Consider the following 16,357-nt stretch of genomic DNA (forward strand, 5'->3'; position numbering starts at 1 on the left):
CCTCGCCCCAGGTCTCCCTCGTGTCTCGTGGTTCCGCACGGTTTCGTGGTTCCGCACGGCGCGCGCAGCAGGCACGGTCACGCGCGCTGCCCATCGCGCTCGCCGCCGCGGCGCGGCTTCCAGTCCTCGATCGCGGCGAGCTTCTCGTCGTCGCCGAGCCAGCCCGCGCCCGCCGGCACCTTCGCCCCGTCGCGGCGAGCGCGGTGCAGCTTGGTGCGGAACATCGCTGCCTGCGTGAAGTCCGCGCCCGAGAGGTCGCAGTGCGAGAGGTCCGCGTACGCGAGCTTCGCGCCGACGAAGCGCGCGCCGGCGCACGACGCGAAGGCGAGGTACGCCTCGACGAGCTCCGCCCCCGAGAAGTCGGCCTCCGCGAGCGCGGCCCGCTCGAAGATGGAGTTCTGCAGCTTCGCCCGAGGAAACCGCGCCTTCGACGCGCTCGCCTCGACGAAGAGCGCCTGCGTCAGGACCGCATCGGAGAAATCGCAGTCGGACACGTCGACCCCGGTGAAGTTGCACTGCGTCGCGTCGCAGCCCGCGAAGCTCGAGCCAGCGACGCTGCCGCGCATGAACTGCGTGCGGAACAGCTTTGTTCCCTGGAACGCCCGCGCGCCCAGCGCCGCCTCGACCAGCGTCGTGAGCGTCAGGTTCGCGCCGTCGAGCAGCGCGGTGCGCAGGTCGAGCTTGTACAACGTCGCCTTCTCGAGGTTCGCGCGAGAGAAGTTCGCGCCGCCGGCCTTGACCTCGACGAGGTTCGCCCGGTCGAGGTTCGCCCCCTCGAACGAGGCGCGCTCCAGCGAGCACGTCGTCCAGGTCGCGATGGGCGCCTCGGCGCCCGACAGCGCCGCGCCCTCGAAGCTCGACTCGACGAAGCTCGCGCCGATGAGCCTCGCCCCCGAGAGCGTCGCCCCGTCGAGGCGGCTCCGGAAGAACGTCGTCAGGTGCAGGTCCACGCCCGTCGCGTCCACGCCCGACAGATCGCACTCGGAGAACGTCGACTCCTTGACGAGCGCGCCCCGCATCACGCGCGGCATGCGGACCCGGTCGAACACCGCGCCCGAGAGATCCGCGCCCGTCAGGTCGAGCCCCGAGATGTCCACGGCCTGGATCGGGTCCCCGTGGCGGACCTTGTCGAGCACCTCGTCGCGGTTCATGTCGCGCCTCCAGGAGCCGGCGCCGCCTGCCGGTCGAACCGGGTGAACTCGACGCTCGCCTCGGCGAACGTCGTGCGGTTGTCGCCGCGCGCGCGGCTGAAATCGGCCCGGCAGAGCTGCGCGCCCGTGAAGTCGGCCCCCGCCAGGCGCGATTTCGAGAGGATCGCCTCCGTCAGGTTGCACCCGCGGAGCGACGCGCGGTCGAGGTTCGTCCGGATCAAGAGGGCGTTCTTCATGACGGCGCGGTCGAAGGTCGCGCCCGTCGCGTCCGCCTCGGAGAGATCGGTCATCGTCATCTGGGCTCGATCGAAGCGCGCGCCGCGCAGGTCCGTCGTCCGGAAGCAGGTCTTGTCGAGCACGGCGTCGCGGAAGTCGGCCTCCGGCAGGCCGCTCTTGTGGACGGCGACCCCCTCGGAGAAGCGCGCCCCCGCGAAGCGCGCCTTCGCCCCGGTGCAGCTCATCAGCGACGTCTTGTGCAGCCGAGCGCCCGAGAAGTCCGTGCCGTCGAGCGAGCACTCGAGCAGCATCGCCCGCTCGAGGTTCGCCCCGGAGAGGTTCGCCCCGGCGAAGCTCGTCTGGAGGAACGAGCAGAGCGAGAGATCCGCGCCCGAGAGATCCACGCCGCCCCAGCTCACCTGGAAGGCGTCGGCGCGCTCGAGCTTCGCCCGCTTCAGGCTCGCCCCGGCGAGCCTCGCGCCCATCAGGACGGCCTCGGTCAGATCGGCGTCGTCGAACACCGCGCCCTCGAGGTTCGCCTTGCCCAGGTTCGCGCCCCGGAGCCGCGCGCCCGTGAGGTTCGCGCCAGAGAGGTCGGCCTTCGCGAGCACCGCGCCCTCGAGCACCGCGCCCGAGAGGTCGCAGCCGCGCAGGTCGGCCCCCTCGAGGAACGCGCGCGCGAAGCGCATCCCCCGCAGGTCGACCCCGCGGAAGTCCACGCCGGTCAGGTCGCGCTCGTCGAGCGGCTCGCCCGCCTCGCGCGCCGCGTCGACGACGACGCGCGCCATCTCCGAGGCCTCGGCGGTCATCGGCAGGGCCGCGGACCTCAGGTGCGCCGAGCCGCGGTAGCCCTCGCGCGCCGCCTGCTCGAGGCGGAGCAGCTGCTCGGGGAAGCCTGGATCCGCGAGCATCGCCTCCAGCTCGAGGTTCGGCACGCCGCCGAGGCGCCCCGCCTCGGCCAGCTCCGCGTACTGCTGGAGCTGCGCCTTGGCCGAGAAGCGCGGCGGGCCGCCCGGCGGCTCCTCCCCGGTCTGGCCGCGCCGGAGCGCCTCCTCGGACACGTCCATCTCCGCGGCCTGCGCCTTCAAGCGCTCCTCGGCCTCCTTCTTCAGCCGCTCGGCCCTCTCCTTCTCCTCCTCCATCTTCCGCGACGCCGCGTCGAGGTACGTCACCAGCGCGTCGAGATCGTCGACCGGCGGAGGCGCTTCCTCCTCCGGCAGCGGCGCGTCCAGGCCGAATCGCGCCGGGTCGATGCCGTCCGCGAGCAGCTCCTCGCGGCGGCGCTCGCGCTCCCGCTCCGCGCCGCGCCGCAGGTTCTGCATGGCGAGGTTCTCGCTCTTGAGCCACTGCACCATCTCGAGGCCGGCGACGTTCGCGGCGACGCCCGACTCGCGGGGCGGCATGAGATCGCTGTCGCTGAGGGACGCGATCGAGCCCCGGTCCTTGTCGATCCGCCGGGCGAGCGCCTCGCGGTAGTGCTCGATCGGCCGGGGGCGGCCGATCTCCTCGCAGGCGACGACGAGGTCGACGATCTCCCCGGCGTCGTCGTCGGCCACGGGCATCGAGCCGTGGAAGATCACGACGCCGAGGTTGGCCGAGGGGAAGAGCCACACCGTGTCGCAGCGGACGGGCAGCTCCAGGAACGCCTCCCCGCTCGCGTCGCGGCGGGTGACGAGCACGCGCGCGGCGAGGCCGGGGAGCGCGCCCTCGATGCGCGGGCGCGTCGGGTGCATGTTCTCCACGAGGAACGCCTCGTCGCCGCGGAGCGGCTCGGCGATCCATTGATCGCTCGGCGCGACGTTGAAAAAGGCGGGATCGACGTCGGGCGGCAGGCCGGGCGCCCACTTCTCGACGTAGTCGGCGCCGTACGTCCCCGCGCGGGCGCGGCGCTGGGCGAACGTCACGTCCATCGCGAGGAAGGACGCCGGGCCTGGCCGGTCGCCGGGCGAGCGGATCAGCGCGCCGTAGTGCTCCACGTTCGGCAGCGGCCGGACGCGCTGCCCGCCGCGCTCGATCTCCTCGATCCCCTTCCCGTAGGGGTTCGCCGCGTCCTTCGGCCCGCCGAGCGCGCGCGCCCAGTCGATGGGCATCTCCGAGAACGGCTCCGGCTCCGTGAAGCCGTGGCCGCTCCAGTACCGGTCGCCCAGCACGGCCAGGCGCTTGTCGACGGAGCCGAGCCGCGCGCGGACGAACGACGCGCCGACGCGGCGGCCCTCCGGGGCGTAGCACCGGCCCGCGACGAGCAGCTCGCCGCGCGCCTTCGTGATGCCGTCGTCGAGCGGGAGGCTCCCGAGCGCCGCCGTCGCGGCCTGCCAGAACGACATCTCATCGACGAGCGCGCGCGGCGCGTCGAGGGGGAACGCCATCATGGCGCCCACGTGGAACCTGAGGCGCCGCGCGACCTCGACGACGCGCGTGAGCGCCGGGACCTTGAGGGGTTTGACGACTCGCATCCGCGCTCAGATCTTCGTGAAAGCGGAGTTGTACGCCAGGACCCCCGCGAGGATCATGGCGATCGCCTGTTGCCTCATGTAGGCGCCGAACTGATCCATCCTGGCGCCGACGGCCTTCTTGTCCATCGCGGCGAAGTCGAGCTTGATCAACGACGTCTCGACCTTGAGCCCGTAGGCCTGCTGGGCGATCGCAGCGTGGTCCGTCTTGATGATGCCGCTCGCGCCCTTGTAGACGAAGAGCTCGTGCTTGCTCGGCGTGAGGTCGAACGTCAGCCCGAGCACCTCCCACTTCAGGTTGGTGGCCGTGATCTTCGCGTTGGGCGCCTTGATCAGGAAGTTCGTGTCGGACTTCAGGTCGACGTCCCCGCCGAAGTGTCCCTTCCAGGTGGTGGCGACCTCCGTCTTCCAGCTCTTGTAGTCGTCGAAGTTCTCGGCCGTGACCTTGTGCATCCACGGCCCGGTCACCGTCGACGAGCCCTCCGGCTCGATCGTCTGCTCGAACTTGCCGTGGACGTCATGCTTCATCCCGCCGCTCGTGATGGTCAGCGTCATCCCGTCGGTGATGGTCTGCTTCATGCCGCCGGCTTCGACCGTGTCCTCGCGGCCCGTCTTGATCGTGGTCTTGCGCGTCGCGTAGTAGGTCTCCGTCGCCGCGGCGGTGACCTGGAGCGTGTACGTCCCGCCGATGCCCGCCCAGAGGTTGCAGACCACCATGCTGAACTTGTTGCCGCTGACGTTCTCCCAGGAGTCGCCGCCGATCCATGAGCCGCCGTCTCCCGAGGTCGTCTCGAGGTAGCTGAACGTGACGTCGACGAGGCTGCTGCCGGCGATGGCCGGGTCGGCGTTCTCGGGGGACAGGAACGTGCCGGTCTGCGTGTCGCCGTCGCCCGTGTAGACCGCCCCGTGGTTGGCGCTCGGCGTCCCCATGTAGATGCCGGTGCGGTTGTTCGGCGTGCTGAGGAAGATGAACTCCTTGCCCTGCTCGTCCTCGAGCACGAGCTGGTTGCCGCTCCCGGTCCGGATGATGTTCTGGCTGAGGTTGCGCTCCGCGACGACGCTCGGCCGGTGCGCGTTGGGCACGACGCCGGCGATGAAGGGCCGGTCCGGGTCGCCGCCGAGGAAGGCGATCATCACCTCGGTGCCCTTGCGCAGCGGGAAATGGAAGCCCTCGGTCGTCCCGCCGTGCGGCTGCATCATGCGCACCCGCGTCGAGATGCGCGCGTCGGGCAGGCCGCTCGTGTCGAACTCGAAGCGCACGAGGTAGCGGCCGTCGGTGTCGATCTGCGCGTACTGGCTGTCGGCGGCGCCGCAGACGATCGCGTTCTCGAACCCGTAGATGCGCGGCCACGGCGTCGCCTGCGGCGCGCGGAACTGCGCGTCGGCCGGGATCGCGAGCAGCTTGATCGCGTAGATGTCCTTGGCCGAGAGCCCCGTCAGCCGCGCGACCTCGGGCGTGATCCCGGCGATCGACGCGCTGTGCTGCACCTCGAGCGCGAGCCACTGGTCGACGACGTCGGCGGGCTGATCGTCCAGCGAGAACCGGTACCCGGCCCGCGGCCCGAGCGCGTCGCCGCTCCCGCGCAGGGTGACCTCGCGGCAGCCGATCGACTGCGCGCGCACCTGCGCGAGGCGCTCGGCGTCGCTCTGCACGAAGACGCGGAAGCCGTACTCGCGGATCGCCCCCACCCCGTTCGCGGTGATGCTGCTCTCGCCCTTCACCGACGCGGACGGGTTCGAGTAGTTGTAGTCGGCGATGGTGACCGTCTTCGGCAGCCACTGCACGGTCTGCTCGATCTGGTGCAGGCCCGCCGGCGCGGTCACGTCGTCGCCGAAGAGCGGGACGTAGCGCACGACCCCGCCGCCCGGGAATTCGTCGTGCAGCCCGCGATCGTCGACGATGACGAGCACCTCGCCGGGCCCGTCCTCCGGGTGCTCGAAGAAGTAGTAGAGGCCCTCGCGCTCGAGCCACCGGTGAAAGAACGCGAGGTGCGTCTCGCGGTACTGCGCGACGAACTCCTCGACCGGGTAGTCGCCGTCGTTGATCGAGAACCGGAATTCGCCGCCCGCGAGCCCGCCGTTCTGGAGCGTCGCGGAGAGGAACTCCTTGACGGGCTGGTTCGTGAAGACGTGGCTGCGCCAGAAGTGGCGCAAAAACCAGAGCTTCGGCACGAGCAGCGCCTGGTACAGCGCCCGCTCCGCGTTCTGGTGCAAGAGGCGAACGCTCGCGATGACGCCGTGCACGACGAGCGGGTCCTTCCCGTCGCCGCGGCTCGCGCGCACCGTCGCCCGCTCGCCCACCGCCTTGCGCACGTCGGTGCTCGTCGGGACCGAGAAGAAGAGCTCGAACTCGTACGGCTGCGAGACGTGCTCGGTGCCGCGGAAACCGATGAAAGCAACGCTGGCGAGTGCCGAGCACGAGAGCGAGAAACCGTCTGGGCGCATGGAGAGCCTCATCATCCCGGGCCTGGTGTTGAGGGCGGAATCTCCGTGCGTCGCGTCGCGGTGTCAACGTCTGCATGCGCCACCAGAGTGCTGTGGAACAGCGGATCCGATGGTGGGACGAGCGCGCACCTGTGCGACGTTCACCGAGCAGCGCGGACTCGACGGCGCGCGCTTGACGACGATCGCCCCCCCCGTGTCAGGCTCGTGGAAGGGAGGCTGCGTGGCAGACATCGTTCCTCCGGAAGGCAGGCGCGCGCCGGGTTTTTCGCACGGGCGCGCCGGTTTGCGCTCTCATGGCCGGCCATGGAACCCCGGATCTGGCTGCTCGTGAGCCGGTACCACCTCGACGCCGGGCTGTCGTCGCTCCTGGTGGACGGCGTCGCGACGGCCGGCTTGCTCGTCCTCGCGGCGCTCGCGCTCCGGCTCTCGCGCCGGCAGCGCCGCGCCGCCGCGCAGGCCGAGGCCTCGTTCATGCCCGGCGCCGCGCTCGCGCCCGGCGAGGCCGTCGTCATGGGCACCGTCGAGCGGGAGCAAGGCGCGGACGTGGCGGTGCGCGTCGAGATCGAGGAGGAAGGGTCCGAGTCCGAGACCTCCGGGGTCTGGACCTACCAGTGGGCCGAGACCGGCCGCAAGGTCCGAGTCCACCCCTTCTATCTTCGCCACGCGTCCGGCGCGCGCATCCGGGTCGAGCCGGGCGAGGACGTGCAGCTCGTCGACGCGCTCGACGGCACGATCCGGGTCGATCTCACCCGGCGCGTCCGCGTGGCCGAGCTCATTCCAGGCGAGAGGGTCTTCGCGACCGGCGAGCTCCGGCGCGCGCCCGATCCCGAGGCGCAGGCCCAGGGGTACCGCGAGCAGGCGCAGGGGTACCTGCTCGCGCCCCCCCGCGGGGGGCGCATGCTCCTCTCGTCCGAGCCGCTCGGCGAGCGGTTCACGCGCAGGGCGGCGTTCCACGAGCGGTGGGCCATCGCCGCGGCCGTCGCGTCGCTCGTGTTCAACATGGCGTTCGCCGCCTTCCACGCGCGCCGCTGGCTGGGCGAGACGGCGGACGTCCGCGTGACGCAGCTCCAGGAGCGCGAGGACGGCGACCACACCCGGTTCGAGGTCACGATGCGGGGCGGAGGCGGCGCCGCCTTCTCCGACGAGGTGTCCCACGGCGCGTTCGCCCGCCTCCGCGAGGGCGAGACGGTGAAGGCGCGTTATGTCCCCTCGTGGAGCTCAGCCAGCGCGATCGGCCCCGACGTGACGGCCCACTCGGTGGCCTACGCCGCCTTGCCGCTCCTCGGCGTCCTCGCGCTCGCGTATCTCGCTCGCGCGCACGCCACACGGCCCTGGTACGAGAAGAAGCTGTTCGAACAGGGGAGCGGCAAGCTCGCGGAGACCCTGCCTTCCCCGCAGCAGGCCCCGAAGCGTCCGGAGGGCCGCCGCCGGGATCCCGCCTCTGGATGACGGACGGCTCGAGTCGGCAGGCGCTGCGCGTCCGCCGACGGTCACCGAGGCATCGCACCTGCGACCCCGGGGTCAAGCTGTAGAGCTGACAAATCCCCTCATCTTATTGGCATTCTGGGGAAGAGAAGCTTGAACAGGGAGGCGAGGAGACAGGGAGATTCATGAATTCTACTCCCCGCCTCCCCGCCTCCCTGTGAATCTTCTCGAAACGCTCGAGAGGATGCTTCAGGACCGAGAAAGCAGCGACCGCTTCAGCGGGTCGAGAAGGCGTTGGACGTGCCGGTGAGCTTCGCGCTGCCCAGGTTCTTCTCCTCGAGCTTTTTCTCCGCGTCCCTCACTGCAGCCGTGCCGCTGCCCGCGATCGTGATCGACTCCTCGGCGAGCGCGTAGATCGTGAACTCGTAGGTGTCGGTCTTCGCGCCGGTGCTGGAGCCGTAATTGGGGCAAGGCCCGAGGTAGTTCGAGTTCTGCTGGGCGCCGAGCTTCGTCGCGTCCGCCTGCTTGAACCCCTCGGGCAACGAGGTGGTGGTGGCAGGAATGTTGTACAGAACCCAGTGATAGCCGTTGGGCTGCGACGGCGTCGCGTGCGCCAGGGTGACATCGATGAAGGTGATGGCGTAGCTCTTCGTGCCCGCGGGCCCCGGGGTCCAGTGGAGCTCCGGCATGACGCTGTTCTGGAAGCCGGCGGTCTGGCAGGTGTACTTGTCGGCGAACTTGGCGCCTTCCGCGTGATTGGTGCTCGCGAGCCCGAACTCCTCGGAGGGCGCGCCGCCGCTCCCTCCGGAGCCGCCCTCTCCGCTCCCGCCTACTCCCGTCGCGCCACCCTCTCCGCTGCCCCCTGCCCCCGACGTCGTGGTGGTCGAGGCGTCGCCGCCGCTCGAGCTCGAGCTGTTGGCGCTGCTGCTGGTGCTGCTGCTGCTGGCGCTCGGTGAGCCGGAGCTCGCCGCGGTCCCGCCGCCGTCCCCCGACACATCGGAATCGCTGCCGGAGCAGTTCAGGATGGCGAATGGCATGGCCGCGAAGGCGAGGTATCGAGCGCTACGTGTGAGCCTATCCGTGATGGTACGCATTGGCGCATGATGCCACACCGGCGTTCCTATCGCGATGACAGTCGCTTCTCCCCTTGCGACAAAGATCCGCAATTTAGCGGTACATTTCCCGGAACAGTGAGTGATCGAAGAATGTGAACGTTGACATGAGCGCGCCTGACGCGACACATCGCTCCAGGTCTCTCGCCAGCCTCTCGCCAGCTCGCCAGAGAGGAAGAGGCGGAGCGGAGGGCCCTTGACCCTTGACACCGCGCAAGAGCGAGCAGGAGCGCCCGCGAGGACGCTCCTGCCCTGGCGGAAATGTGCAGAACCGCCGGGTCAGTATTGCGTGTTGTTGGACGTCGTGATCTTCGAGGAGCTCACGCCCATGAAGAGCTCCTTGCCGATGCCGCTGTAGCGGGTGTTCGTCATCGTCACGCTGCTGCTGCCGCTGTCCGTCCTGAAGATGGACTCCTTCATCTTCGAGATGTCGCACCGGTCGATGAAGACGTCGACCTTGAAGTCGGTCCCCCCGTTCTGCCGGATGAACTTGCCGGCGTTCTGCGCCGTGAAGTTCGACACCTTGAACGTGCTGGCCGCGTTGATCTGGAACACCTTGTCGTCGCCGTTCTTCGCGGAGCCGCCGTTCAGCACCACGGTGCCGGACTTCTTGACCGTCAGGGCGTCTTCGCCGATGTCCTCCCAGACGATGTTCTCGAGCGTGACGTTGCCGTACGTGTGAATGCCGTCGGCCGCCGGCGCGCCGAGGACCACGTTCTTCAGCTTCGCGCCGTCCTCGAGCTTGAACACCGGCTTCTGGTCCTCGGCCTGGCTGCCGTCCCCGAGCGTGTTCTTGTCGGCGATGTACCGCTTGCCGCCGCCGTCGAACGTCTCGCCCGCCTTCACGATGATCGTCGAGCTGACGACGCCGCCGTTCCCCGCCGTCGTGGTGCCGCCGCCCGAGCTGCCGCCGCCCGAGCTCCCGCCAGAGTCGCCGCCGCCCACCGGCACGAGCTCGATGTAGTCGACCTTCATGTCGTACCCCGACGACGAGGAGTTCTTGCCCTTGCACGTGAGCGCGAACTCGACATTGCCCGAGAGCGATTTCTCTCCGAGCGTCGCGGTCGTCCAGCTGTCGCCGGTGGAGGAGCCATAAGCGTCGAAGGACTTCACGGACGATCCCTTCACGGCGAGCTCGTACTTGCCGTACACGTTCCGCGTGGCGTAACGAAGGACGATCTTGTACGTGCCGGACGCGACCGACGCGGAGAACTTGAAGGTGTCCCCGCTCTGGTTGGCGCGGAGCTTCACGTTGTCCGCGTTGTCTTCGATCCTGTCGCCCGACGAGATGGACCAGCTCTGGTTCTCGGCCTCGATCCTGATGGCGCTGAGCGCGTCGCTCGCCGAGTCCACGTCCACATCCAGGTCGGCGCCGTCCGCCGCGAGGCAGCCGGCGAGGCCGAACGACAACAGGGCACCGAAAGCATAGGTCAATTTCAAGCTCATGAGTTCATCCCTCAATCGTTAACGTTGCGCGCGACCGACGACCCCCACCCTTCACCCCCTCTGCGCACCCCTCCCCCCACGGGTCGTCATGTCCTCGCGATGTCCACGTGATGTCTTGTCCTGTCTTCACGTGGAGAGCAATGCGCAGGCCACGGCGCGCCATCACCGCCGGCCGCACATCAGGGCACCATGATTGCATTTTTCCGCCGAAGGACGGCGTTTCACCCGCTCCGGCGAACAGGCACGCTCACCGCTGTCATGGGCCGCTGTCAACGACGTCAACCGGCGGTTGACACTTGCGCCCGCAGGCGGCTCGACGGCGCGAGCCTGCCCTCCGGGCGCTCTTGCGGCGCTCAGCGCTGACTAGGGATGGATCGGAGATCGTGGACGCGCGGGAGGCGACGAGGCCGGCCGGCGATGCCCGATGGGGCGTCGCCGTGCGCGGTCACTCTGCGTAGCAGACCTCGAGGCGCGGGCGGCGCGACGCCGTGGTGTCTTCGCTGGCCCGCCACTGCGTCGCCCCCGCCACGTCCTCTTCCATCACGAACCCGTAATTCGGGAGGACGCCGCTCACCCAGTCCTGCACCAGGTCGGTGAGGTTGGCGGTCCGCTCGCCGGTGCCGTTGACGGTGACGATCGACGCGAAGCTGAGCGGCTCCCAGCTCTGGTTGTAGCTGTTCCAGCTCACGGTCGTCTCGCCCCAGGGCGCGAGGGCCTCGTGGAGACGAACGGTGGTGACCGACGACTTGTACACCTGATTCATCGTCAAGGTGGCCGAGTAGACCGGCGCGCCCGCGGGGATGAACGAGAGGTCGAACCAGACCAGCGCAGCACGGAAGCCTCCGGTGCCGGCTCCGCCCGTATAGATCGACGGGTACGACCCATCCTTGTAGGTCGGCGAGGCCGACCAGAGCGTCGCGTCCCAGACCGTGCCGAAGACGCCGCGCTGCACGGTCCTGCACACGGGCGTGCCTCCGGAGCCAGCGCCGCCGGCCCCGCCCGCGCCGCCGCTGCCCACGCTCATCGAGCTGCTCATCATGACGCTGCCTGTGCTCGTGCTCGAGGCGCTCGAGCTGCTGCTCGTGCTGGATACGCTCGTGCTGCTGCTGCTCGTGCTGGATACGCTCGTGCTCGAGGCGCTCGAGCTGGACGAGCTCGAGCTGCTGGACGAGCTCGAGCTGCTGCTGCTCCCGCTGCCGGGTGGCGCATAGGTGAGCGTCAGCTCCATGTCGAAGGACAGATCGGTCGAATTGGGGGCCGATTGCTTGACCATCACGGCGAGGATGTTGCTTCCGACCACGAAAGAGCTCGGGGAGAGCGTCACCGTGGTGAGCTCGTCGTCGCGCGACTCCGCGGACGCATAGTCACCGTAGGCCGTGTTGGTCACGCGCTTCGATGCCACCTGGGCGCCGTTGAGCCAGACGACGACGCCGTCGTCGTGGATGAGCTTCATGGTCGCCTGCGCGACCGGCCCGTCGATCGGGATGATCTTGCGGAAGTAGGCGGTGGGATACGACGGCGTGGCCCGGTAGAGGGCCGTGCTCTCCCCGCCGTCGCCGTAGCCGAGCTGCCCCCAGCCCCCCTTCCACGAGGAGTCGTCGAACGTGAGGTTCCGCCAGGCCGTACCCCGGTCGACGCCCAGGTCGTCGTAAACCCAGTAGTCGCCGAAGTAGACCGCCGTGCGGGGGAGGCTCTGGATCGTGAAGCCGGCGTTGCTCTCGTCGGAGAGCAGCGGGTGCTCGGCGTCGGAGACGCGCACGAGCGCCGTCGTCGTGTCGGTGGAGGGAACCACCCAGTTGTAGCGGCCCGTGTTGGCGGCGCTGCTCGTGATCGTGGTCCAGGTCGCGCCGTTGTCGGTCGTGTACTCGATCCGAACGGTGGGGATGTTCCCCACGGTCGCCCAGCGGATCGGGAAGACGCCGCCCGGCGGCAGGCGCTCCCCGCCGTCGGGCGCCGCGACGTCGAGGGCCGTTCCCTTCACGATCGCGAAGCGATCGCTGATCACGCCGTCGTAGCGAACGTTGGACACCGTGAGCCGGTTGTCCTCGACGTCGAGGAGGCACGAGCCGCTCTGCGCCTCGTTGAAGTACATGAGCGGGTGGCCTCCCGAGCCGCCCACGTACGTGCCGTGGCCGGCGACGACATGGACCGCCCCTTCGTGGCTCCCCTTGCCAGGGAGCTTCACGTAGGGGCCGTCGCCGAGCGGCTTGCCATCGTGCCCGTCGACGATGTGCCCGTCCGCCGTGGTCGGCGTATCGTAGGCGCCGTCCACGAGGAACGAGCGCTCGTAGTTGTGCGAATGGCCCGCGAGCACGAGGTCGACCCCGCCCGCGTCGAGGATGGGCGCGAGGTACTCCCGGTGCTCGATGATCAACCAGTCCTCGTCCGAGTCGTGGGTGCCCTTCGTGTACATCGGAAAGTGCATGTACGCGATGATCCAGTCCTGCTCCGTCGCGGCGAGATCGGCGGCGAGCCAGGCCGCCATCGCGCCGCTCGAGTAACGCGAGGAGCCATAGCCGTCGAGCACGACGAAATGGACGTTCGCATAGTCGTACGAGTAGTAAGCCTCCGTACCGGAGGGGACGCCGCCGGCCTCCCCGGCGGCGGGGAGCACGTACGCGGTGTAGTAAGGACCGGTCTGCGTCGCCGAGTCGGAGCTCAGGCCCTCGTGGTTGCCGAACGTCGGCCACACGACCGTGTTGCGAAGGATCGCCGCGTATTGATTGAAGAAGCCGTTGGTGAACTCCTCGGTGGTGCCGAAGTTGTACGCCATGTCCCCCATGTGCAGGAACAGGTTGGGGCGGTACGCGCCGACGGTGTTCAGCATCGCGTCTCGCGTCGCCCAGGGCGCCGTGCCGCCGTAGCCGGTGTCGCCGATGATCCACGCCCGGAACTTCTTCGGCGTGGACACGGGCGGCGCCGTCTCGAAGTAGAAGGAGGAGGAGCCGCCAGCCAGCACCGCGCTCGATGTACCGACGCTGTAGTAGTAGCGGGTGTTCGGCGTGAGCCCGCTGATGAGCACCTCGTGCTGGGTCGCGAGCGCGCCGAGGTCCACCGTCTGCGTCAGATTCGCAGGATCGGTCCCGTAGCGCACGCGGCTGTTCGTGCCCACGTCGGTCGTCCACACCACGTAGACCGAGTTGGGCGTCAACGACTGCAGATAGGGCTGCCTCATCACCGACTGAGCGGCCGCCTCGCCGGCCCACGCCATCGTCACTGCCACCGACGCTGCGGCCAGATGTCCGGGGTTCAATTTCATTGCTTCACCCTCCGAGCTTCCTGATTCATCCCGCCTTGCCTCCAACAAACGCTCGCCATGCGGCGAGCCGGGCGCCTTCCCGGCACGGTCACGTCAGCGATCGCATCGCGCCGGATACCGTTCGCGATCAGCGCATCGGACGTGAACGCGCTGCTACCATCTTACCGAAATAACACATGAGAGATCATCTTAAATCGGAGAGCCTCGCGCCGGCGGCAGACCACTCCGGTGTCTGTCTCTGAGCCGCCTCTGAGCCGCCTCTGAGCCGCCTCTGAGCCGCGCCGGAGGGCAGCGATTGCCGGGGCACGCTCAAGGCACAACAGAATTCCGTCGCCACTGTCGAGCGAGCGCGCCAACACTGGCCAACACTGGCCAACACTGGCCAACACTGAATACGTGCCCGGCGCCGACGGTCGGCGGCGCTCGTCGTCCCAGCGCTCCGTCACGTCCGTCACGTCCGTCACGTCCGCCGCGTCCGCTTGCTATGCGCGGACGCTCGTACGGAGGATGGACGCCGGGGCCTTCGCCCGTAGCCGCCTCGCGCGACAGCCGTAGGTCAGTCTTGCAAAACCTTTCTGCTCCCTGGCCAGCCGGTGCGGCGCCCCTGAGCGCCACGCTGCGGGATCATCATGAGGACCTCAAAGCATTGTCGTCGAGCAGCGGGTCGCTGCACGATCGAGGGAAGCTAGCATGAACTCTTTTTCGATTGTATGAGGGATACGTGTCATCGCGATTTCTGGTTGTTCTCCGCCTACGCCTACCCGCGCGACCTGGGCGCATGATCGCGACGGGGGTGTGCGCTGGACCGCCGGCGCGGGCCGGCTCCACCGCGGGCCTTCCGCGGCTTCCGCGGCTCCCGCGACTCCCGCGTATCCCGCGAGCAACGACGGCCGGGCGCACCGCCATGGCGGCGGTCGGCGCGGCCGCCATGGCCGCCGTCCTGCTCCTGGGCGAGCGCCCTGCGCTGGCGGATCCGGGGGAGCCGGCCGAGGTCGAGGCGCGCCGCCTCGTCCATGTGCTCGGCTATGTCGCCATGGACTATGGCGGGAGCGTCGCGAACGGCGCTGTCACCAGCGTCATCGAGTATGACGAGCAGCTGGCGCTGCTCGGCGAGGCGATCCAGGTCGCCACCCGCATCCAGCCGTCCGCGCTCGAGAGCGGGGCGGGCGACCTCGCGCAGGGCATCGTCGGCGTGCGCGAGCTCGTCGAGGCGAAGGTCGCCGCGGATCGAGTCGCCATCGCGGCCAGGGGCGCGCGCGACCGGGTCGCGTCCGCCTTCCGGCTGGCAGAGGCGCCGCTCTCGCGGCCCGACGCGGCGCGCGGCGCGGCCCTCTACCAGGAGAACTGCGCCACCTGCCACGGCCCGACGGGGCACGCCGATACCCGGCGCGCGGCGAGCCTGGTCCCGCACCCGGCGAACTTCCACGACGCGATCATCGCCGAGCAGCTCGCGCCCATCGGTGTCGAGTCCGCGGTTCGATTCGGCGTCAGCGGCACGGCCATGGTGCCGTTCACCTTTCTCTCCGCCCGCGACCGCTGGGACCTCGCCTTCCACGTCGCCGGACTCCACCACCCCGAGCCCGGCGAGAGCCCGAGGCCGCTCGATCTGCCGGACTACTCCATGGTCGAGCTCGCGGTCCGCTCCGACGCGGACCTGCGCGCCGAGCTCTCCGCGCGCGGGATCCCCGCCGAGCGGCACGCGGCGCTCCTCGCGGAGCTCCGGCGGCGCGTGGCCTATGGCGGCGAGGCCGCGTCACACCCCCTCTCCATCGCGCGCGCCGCGCTCGACAGGGGGCGCGTTGCGCTGCGCGAGGGCAGGCTCGTCGACGCGCGCGAGGCGCTCAGCACAGCCCAGCTCGACGGCATCGACGTGGCCGAGGCGAGCGTCCGCACCGTGAACGAGGCGCTCGCGAACGACCTCGGCGACGGCGCCTTCGCCCTTCGAGCGGCGCTCGCGGCAGGCGCGACGACAGACACGCTCGACGCGGGCATGGCCACGCTCCTGCGCGACGCGACCTACGCCGAGGTCGCGCTCGCGCGGTCCGGGGGCGCGCCAGGTCGGCTCGTGGCCCAGCTCTCGAGCCGCTTGGCGCTGCGCGAGCTCGCCCCGGCGGCGCTGTTCCTCGCCGCGCTCTCCGCCGTCGCTTCGTCGCGGAGCCGGCGTGTCGTCCACGTCGCGTCGGGCGCGGCGCTGCTGCTCGCGCTCGCCGCCTGGGTCGCGGCGGCGCTCGGGCACATGGCCGGCTTCTGGCGAACGCTCACGACAGGCGCGACGATCTCGCTCGCGCTCGCGGCGCTCGCGGCGCTCGCCGGCGCGGCGGCGCTCGCCCGGCGGCGCGGCGCGCGGCAGGTGAGCTCGCAGGATCCATGGCATGGCGGCCTGTCGCGAGGCGGCCGAGCGGCCGTGTTCGCGGCCGCGCTGCTGGCCGGCTTCGGCGCGGCGTTCTCGGCGCTCAACGCCGCGCTCGGGGTGTCGCTCCCCGTCGCGCCGCCCGCCGTGGCCGGGGTGTCGATCACGGTCGCGCTGCTCGCGGCCGGCGCGGCGCTGGTCACCCGCGCGAGCCGGGCGGCCGCGCGCCGCTGGGCGAGCCCCCCCGCCTGGCTCGCCTGTCTGCTGTGTGTCCCGCTCGCCGGCCGCGCTGTGGCGGCCTTCCAGCTCTGCGGGTTGTTGCCGCTCCACCGGCTGCCGCTCCCTCGATTCACCGCGCTCGGCATCTACCCTGCGGTCGAGACATGCCTCGTCCAGGCAGCGCTGCTCGGGCTCGCGCTCGCCGGCGCGGCCCGTGGCCGCCGCGCCGAAGGCGCGTATTGACGGACCCCACGCTACGATCGGTAACACCCGGTGACGCCGCG

General features: G+C 70.1%; 8 protein-coding genes. 2 read left to right on the forward strand and 6 right to left on the reverse strand.

All coding sequences use genetic code 11. The features are described 5' to 3' along the window. Positions 1-77: 77 nt before the first annotated feature. From WMF46_RS26570 to WMF46_RS26580, 3 genes are read right to left on the reverse strand one after another with little or no spacing between them, the layout of a single operon-like run. Positions 78-1,151 (reverse strand): pentapeptide repeat-containing protein, encoded by a 1,074-nt coding sequence (locus tag WMF46_RS26570; protein WP_437979763.1) that lies wholly within the window; start codon positions 1,149-1,151, stop codon positions 78-80. Beyond that, positions 1,148-3,820 (reverse strand): DUF2169 family type VI secretion system accessory protein, encoded by a 2,673-nt coding sequence (locus WMF46_RS26575; protein ID WP_437979764.1) that lies wholly within the window; start codon positions 3,818-3,820, stop codon positions 1,148-1,150. Before WMF46_RS26575 ends, WMF46_RS26570 begins: the two co-directional genes overlap by 4 nt. 6 nt (positions 3,821-3,826) lie before the next feature. Beyond that, positions 3,827-6,262: a type VI secretion system Vgr family protein gene (locus WMF46_RS26580; RefSeq protein WP_437979765.1), complete on the reverse strand. Its 2,436-nt coding sequence runs from the start codon at positions 6,260-6,262 to the stop codon at positions 3,827-3,829. 303 nt (positions 6,263-6,565) lie between these two features. Here WMF46_RS26580 and WMF46_RS26585 point away from each other — a divergent pair, with 303 nt between their 5' ends. Next, entirely contained in the window at positions 6,566-7,711 is a 1,146-nt protein-coding gene (locus tag WMF46_RS26585; protein ID WP_437979766.1) for a hypothetical protein, read from the forward strand. Between the two features lie 251 nt (positions 7,712-7,962). Here the strand turns inward: WMF46_RS26585 and WMF46_RS26590 are convergent, their stop codons facing one another. The 3 genes from WMF46_RS26590 to WMF46_RS26600 all read right to left on the reverse strand — a co-directional run bounded on the left by WMF46_RS26590 (position 7,963) and on the right by WMF46_RS26600 (position 13,504). Next, positions 7,963-8,724, reverse strand: a complete 762-nt coding sequence (locus tag WMF46_RS26590; protein WP_437979767.1) for a YbhB/YbcL family Raf kinase inhibitor-like protein — start codon at positions 8,722-8,724, stop codon at positions 7,963-7,965. Positions 8,725-9,078: 354 nt separating this feature from the next. After that, positions 9,079-9,744: a pectate lyase gene (locus WMF46_RS26595; RefSeq protein ID WP_437987940.1), complete on the reverse strand. Its 666-nt coding sequence runs from the start codon at positions 9,742-9,744 to the stop codon at positions 9,079-9,081. 946 nt (positions 9,745-10,690) lie between these two features. Next, the gene (locus tag WMF46_RS26600; RefSeq protein WP_437979768.1) at positions 10,691-13,504 is read right to left on the reverse strand and encodes a DNRLRE domain-containing protein; all 2,814 of its coding nucleotides are present in this window, start codon (positions 13,502-13,504) and stop codon (positions 10,691-10,693) included. Positions 13,505-14,408: 904 nt separating this feature from the next. On the opposite strand from WMF46_RS26600, the gene WMF46_RS26605 reads away from it, so the two are divergent. Continuing rightward, positions 14,409-16,316 carry a c-type cytochrome gene (locus WMF46_RS26605; RefSeq protein ID WP_437979769.1) on the forward strand — a complete coding sequence of 636 codons (1,908 nt, stop codon included), beginning with the start codon at positions 14,409-14,411 and terminating at the stop codon, positions 16,314-16,316. Positions 16,317-16,357 lie beyond the last annotated feature (41 nt).

The organism is Sorangium sp. So ce117 (genome assembly GCF_051524395.1).
GTDB lineage: Bacteria > Myxococcota_A > Polyangia > Polyangiales > Polyangiaceae > Sorangium > Sorangium cellulosum_B.

Bases quoted from the DNA above. Each gene is read 5' to 3' on its own strand.
- WMF46_RS26585 (WP_437979766.1), top strand. From the start codon at position 6,566: ATGGAACCCCGGATCTGGCTGCTCGTGAGCCGGTACCACCTCGACGCC.
- WMF46_RS26570 (WP_437979763.1), bottom strand. From the start codon at position 1,151: ATGAACCGCGACGAGGTGCTCGACAAGGTCCGCCACGGGGACCCGATC.
- WMF46_RS26600 (WP_437979768.1), bottom strand. From the start codon at position 13,504: ATGAAATTGAACCCCGGACATCTGGCCGCAGCGTCGGTGGCAGTGACG.
- WMF46_RS26590 (WP_437979767.1), bottom strand. From the start codon at position 8,724: ATGCCATTCGCCATCCTGAACTGCTCCGGCAGCGATTCCGATGTGTCG.
- WMF46_RS26605 (WP_437979769.1), top strand. From the start codon at position 14,409: ATGGCGGCGGTCGGCGCGGCCGCCATGGCCGCCGTCCTGCTCCTGGGC.
- WMF46_RS26575 (WP_437979764.1), bottom strand. From the start codon at position 3,820: ATGCGAGTCGTCAAACCCCTCAAGGTCCCGGCGCTCACGCGCGTCGTC.
- WMF46_RS26580 (WP_437979765.1), bottom strand. From the start codon at position 6,262: ATGCGCCCAGACGGTTTCTCGCTCTCGTGCTCGGCACTCGCCAGCGTT.